Origin of the sequence: Vibrio sp. V10_P2A27P122, assembly GCF_963874335.1 — a bacterium.
GTDB lineage: Bacteria > Pseudomonadota > Gammaproteobacteria > Enterobacterales > Vibrionaceae > Vibrio > Vibrio anguillarum.
In genome coordinates this window covers 1-4,742 of the sequence record NZ_CAWNHY010000128.1, presented here as the reverse complement: position 1 = coordinate 4,742, position 4,742 = coordinate 1, and the positions used below count along the sequence as shown (strand labels likewise).

The window sequence follows — 4,742 nt, the reverse complement described above, 5'->3', positions numbered from 1 at the left end:
GATTCATACAGTGTCTATAGCTGTGTCGAAAAAATTTCGACTAGGTTCAATTTGGCTGCGATAAAAAGTGACTCACCACTTGTAATGCATGAGTAATCGCCTGCTTGCGCACCTGTACGCGATCGCCTTTAAAACAAAGCGTCTCAGCACGTTCCCAGCCTTGCTTAGAAGCCCATGCAAAGCATACGGTTCCCACTGGTTTTTCTGCGCTACCACCGTCAGGACCAGCAATACCACTGATCGCTACACCAATAGTGGCTTGGGAATGCAAAAGTGCTCCTTGTACCATTTCACGCACCACGGGTTCGGAAACCGCGCCAAAATCCACCAGTGTCTGTGCTTTGACACCGAGCATCTCTTGTTTAGCGAGATTACTGTAGGTCACAAACGATCGTTCAAACCAAACCGAACTTCCTGCAACCTCGGTAAGTGCAAATGCCACACCACCGCCAGTGCATGATTCAGCACTGGTGAGGATCTCTTTTTGTGCTAACAATTGCTGACCTAATTGTTCACTTAATGCAAAAATCGCTTTCATTACGCCCTCTCCAAAGCCACGTTATCTTGCTTGAACCTTTATAGCAGATTGAATCTCCAGAAAACAGAATGGGCACGCAAGCGTGCCCATTCTGAATCGTTCGTCCGTTGTATTTAGATCTCAAACATTAAACTATCTGCGTCTAAGAATGGCCAACGAATGGTGTGCGGAGTACTGCTCTCCCTACCAAAAAAGTAGCCCACTTGTGGTGTAGCAAAGGTTTTGTCGCCTCGTGTGAGCGGTTGTTCACTCAATGCTCTATGGGTTAATTTTGCTTCCCATAATTGCTCACTCTCCCAGCCGACTGGCGCGAGTTCCACTCGCACTTCCGCGCCAACAGGGTTAACGGAGACCACTTCAAAAGGCAATGAAGCTTGGCTATTTTGTTTGTTCGATAGGCTCAACTCATGGCTGCGCACATACAACTTTCCTGATTGATTAATCGCGTGATCTTTCGGCGGTAAGATAAACGATTGACCGTTGACCCACTGCTCGTTATTCCAGTTGGCTTGGAAGACATTCACATTGCCAAAAAAGTCAAAGACGAAGCGACTGTTCGGTTGAGCATAAAGCTGCACTGGCGAGTCGATCTGTTCGATGCGGCCATTGCTCATTACGACCACGCGATCAGAGAGTTCAAGTGCTTCATCTTGATCGTGGGTGACAAATACGCTCGTAAAACCGAGCTCTTCATGCAAGCTGCGCAACCAGCGGCGCAATTCTTTACGCACTTTGGCATCCAGTGCGCCAAAAGGCTCATCCAGCAGTAGCACTTCCGGTTTTGTTGCAAGGGCGCGAGCCAAGGCGATGCGCTGCTTTTGCCCGCCGGACAGTTGTTCAGGATAGCGCTCAGCTAAATGGCCAAGTTGTACAATATCCAACAGCTGTTTGACTCTTTTGGTGATCTCCGCCGCCGCTGGTCTATGACGGCGATCCATCACTTGCAAACCAAACGCGACATTGTCGGCCACCGTCATATGACGAAAAAGTGCGTAGTTTTGAAACACAAAGCCAACTCGGCGCTCGCGAACGTGGACATGAGTCACATCGCGATCTCTAAAATGAATGGTTCCACTATCGGCACCTTCAAGGCCGGCAATAATGCGCAACAAAGTGGTTTTGCCTGAGCCTGAAGGACCAAGTAAGCCAATCATCTCGCCATCATCAATCTGTAACGAGAGCGGAGAGAGCGCTTGAAATTGACCAAATTGTTTGGAAATGTTGTCTAAACGTATACTCATACCGTCTCTTGCTCTCTGTTCGTTTTTGTCTGATTGTTGTGTTGACGCCATTCAACATAAGCTTTAAAAACTAAGGTTAATAATGCAATGAAAGCCAATAGCGAGGCGCTAGCAAACGCCGCTTCCGATTGATAATCTTCATACAGTAGCTGCACATGTAGCGGTAAGGTATTGGTTTCACCACGAATATTGCCAGACACAACCGCTACTGCGCCAAATTCACCAATGGCACGCGCATTGGTTAGGATGACACCGTAAATCAACGCCCATTTAATATTCGGTAAGGTGACGCGACGAAACAGTTGCCACCAAGATGCACCCAAAATAACCGCCGCTTCTTCATCTGATCGGCCTTGCTGCTGCATCAGCGGGATCAGCTCACGCGCAACAAACGGGCAAGTCACAAAAACCGTGACCAATAAAATTCCCGGCCAAGCAAACATCACTTGCAGATCGCGCTCAAACAACCACTCACCTAACCAGCCGCTGCTGCCGTAAAGCAGTAAATACAGAAGGCCTGCAACAACCGGTGATACGGCAAACGGAATATCAATTAAAGTGGTTAATATTTTTCTACCCGGAAATTCAAAACGAATCACTGCCCAAGCTAATAACACGCCGAACACTAAGTTAATTGGCACCGTGAGTAGCGCAACTAGCAGTGTTAAACCAATGGCATGACGCGTATCGGGTTCAATTAAATGACTAATATAAGTCGATAAACCACTGGCAAAGGCTTGTTTGAAAATGCTCACTAGCGGGATAATCAGCAACAATGCAACCCAAAACAGCGCAAAGCCAATCAAACTCCACTTCACCCAAGGTGCTTCACCGACTCGTAACGGTTGATGTGCTTTCATTATCGGTTCCTTAACGTCCATGAATTCGACGCAGGTATGCGCCCTGCCATAGATTGATCAGTAGTAGCAGCGATAACGATGCCATCAATACTACCGAGGCAATGGCACTCGCCGCCGGAAAATCAAATTCTTGTAAGCGTACAAAAATCATTAATGAGGTAATTTCACTGACGTAAGGCATATTGCCCGCAATGAAAATCACTGCACCAAACTCGCCCAAGCTACGCGTAAATGAGAGTGCAATACCAACCAATAGTGCTGGACGAATCGAAGGCATGATCACTTTCCAAAATACGGCGCTGTCTGATGCGCCTAACGTCATTCCCGCTTCTTCCTCTTCTTTGGAGATCTCTTCCAAGACGGGTTGTACCGTGCGTACCACAAACGGAATACTGGTAAACGCCATCGCGACAACAATCCCCAAGGGGGTATAAGCCACTTTAATTCCAAGCTCGCCAAGTACGCTGCCCACCCAGCCATTGGATGAGTAAAGCGTCGCCAACGTGATGCCTGCAACGGCGGTAGGCAAAGCAAACGGTAAATCGACTAAAGCATCAAGAATACGTTTGCCATAAAAATCATAACGAACCAGTACCCAAGCGAGCAATAATCCTAGCAAGCCATTAAACAATGAGGCGATGAGTGCCGCGCCCACCGTTACTTTGTAACTGGCCAGTACACGAGGGTCCGCCACCACCTGCCAATACTCGGTGAGCGACATTTGGCTCGTCTGCATAATCAAACCACTGGCGGGCAATAGCAGCACTAAGCTGACAAAAAACAGCGAAGTACCGAGGCTAATACCAAATCCGGGTAGCACCCTTTTATGGCGTGGGCGAGATAAAGAAGCGGTGAAGGAATGGCTCATAAACCCTCGAAACAAAACGGATGCGTAAGAAAACCACCCACACTCAGCGCAGGTGGCGATGACGAATTAACGACGTTGAAGTTGGTCAAGCTTCGCGCCATTGGCAAAATGAAGTTTCATGGCATTTTCCCACCCGCCAGCAATGCTCTCAACTGTTAGCAATTCAACTTCAGGGAAGCGATCAGCAAATTCTGCGTTCACTTTTTCATCATGAACGCGGTAATTAAACCCAGCCAGCAAACGTTGCGCTTCTTCACTGTACAGATAAGCGAGATATTCGTTGGCTACCGCAAGCGTGCCTTTACGCTTGGCATTTTTTTCCACCACGGCCACGGGAAACTCGGCCAAGATAGAAGTCTTAGGTACCACAACTTGATATTCATCCACTCCATACTGCTGACGAATATTGTTCACTTCAGATTCAAACGTAATCAGCACATCGCCAATGCCACGTTCAACAAACGAAGTAGTCGCACCACGGCCACCAGTATCAAATACCGCTACATTAGCTAAAAATTGTTTGAGGAATTGATCCTGCTCGGCTTGGTTTTCTTTGCCAAAAGTCTTTTGTGCATAACCGACCGCGGCCAAATAGGTATAACGTGCATTACCTGAGGTTTTAGGATTGGGGAATACAGAAGCCACATCAGCTTTGGCGAGATCGCCCCAATCTTGAATATTTTTTGGATTTCCCTTGCGCACTAAAAATGCGGTCGTGGAGTAGTAAGGTGAGCTTGCATTGGGCAATTTTTCTTGCCAATTAGCATCGATAAGCTTGCCGCGATCGTGCAGCACCTGAACATCCGTTACCTGATTGAATGTCACTACATCGGCGGCTAACCCCTGCAAAATTGAGCGAGCTTGCGCAGATGACCCACCGTGCGACTGTTTGATCTCCACTGTTTGGCCTGTCTTTTGTTGCCAGTGTTTTTCAAACACTGGGTTATAAGAAGCAAACAGCTCGCGAGCGATGTCGTACGATGAGTTGAGAATGGTTTGATCCGCGGCCGAAACATTCAACGATCCTACAACTAATAAGCTGGCTAAGGCTGACTTGATGAACTTCATATATTGCTACTCCCTAATCACTACGGCCAAAATGGCGTCCTTGGCAATTAGAGTATGAGGAAAATGAATTATAACAAAGAGGATAACTAGAACTTTTTGGAATAAACTCTAGCAATAAATTGTATGCCAATTACCAGCACGACTTTATAGTAGTGTTCGGTAAGGTG

The 4,742-nt window shown here is 47.3% G+C and carries 5 protein-coding genes; all 5 read right to left on the bottom strand.

The window, feature by feature from the left end; translation table 11 throughout:
• Nucleotides 1–46 precede the first annotated feature (46 nt).
• Nucleotides 47–538, bottom strand: coding sequence for a nicotinamide-nucleotide amidase (gene pncC / locus AACQ17_RS06630; protein ID WP_094147674.1), 492 nt, complete (start codon nt 536–538; stop codon nt 47–49).
• 113 nt (nt 539–651) lie between these two features.
• Nucleotides 652–1,779 carry a sulfate/molybdate ABC transporter ATP-binding protein gene (locus AACQ17_RS06625; RefSeq protein ID WP_094147675.1) on the bottom strand — a complete coding sequence of 376 codons (1,128 nt, stop codon included), beginning with the start codon at nt 1,777–1,779 and terminating at the stop codon, nt 652–654.
• Nucleotides 1,776–2,639 (bottom strand): sulfate ABC transporter permease subunit CysW, encoded by an 864-nt coding sequence (cysW, locus tag AACQ17_RS06620; protein WP_094147676.1) that lies wholly within the window; start codon nt 2,637–2,639, stop codon nt 1,776–1,778. Before cysW ends, AACQ17_RS06625 begins: the two co-directional genes overlap by 4 nt.
• A 10-nt stretch (nt 2,640–2,649) precedes the next feature.
• Nucleotides 2,650–3,507, bottom strand: a complete 858-nt coding sequence (gene cysT / locus AACQ17_RS06615; protein WP_017046719.1) for a sulfate/thiosulfate ABC transporter permease CysT — start codon at nt 3,505–3,507, stop codon at nt 2,650–2,652.
• A 66-nt stretch (nt 3,508–3,573) separates the two neighbouring features.
• Nucleotides 3,574–4,575, bottom strand: coding sequence for a thiosulfate ABC transporter substrate-binding protein CysP (cysP, locus tag AACQ17_RS06610; protein ID WP_017047533.1), 1,002 nt, complete (start codon nt 4,573–4,575; stop codon nt 3,574–3,576).
• Nucleotides 4,576–4,742 lie beyond the last annotated feature (167 nt).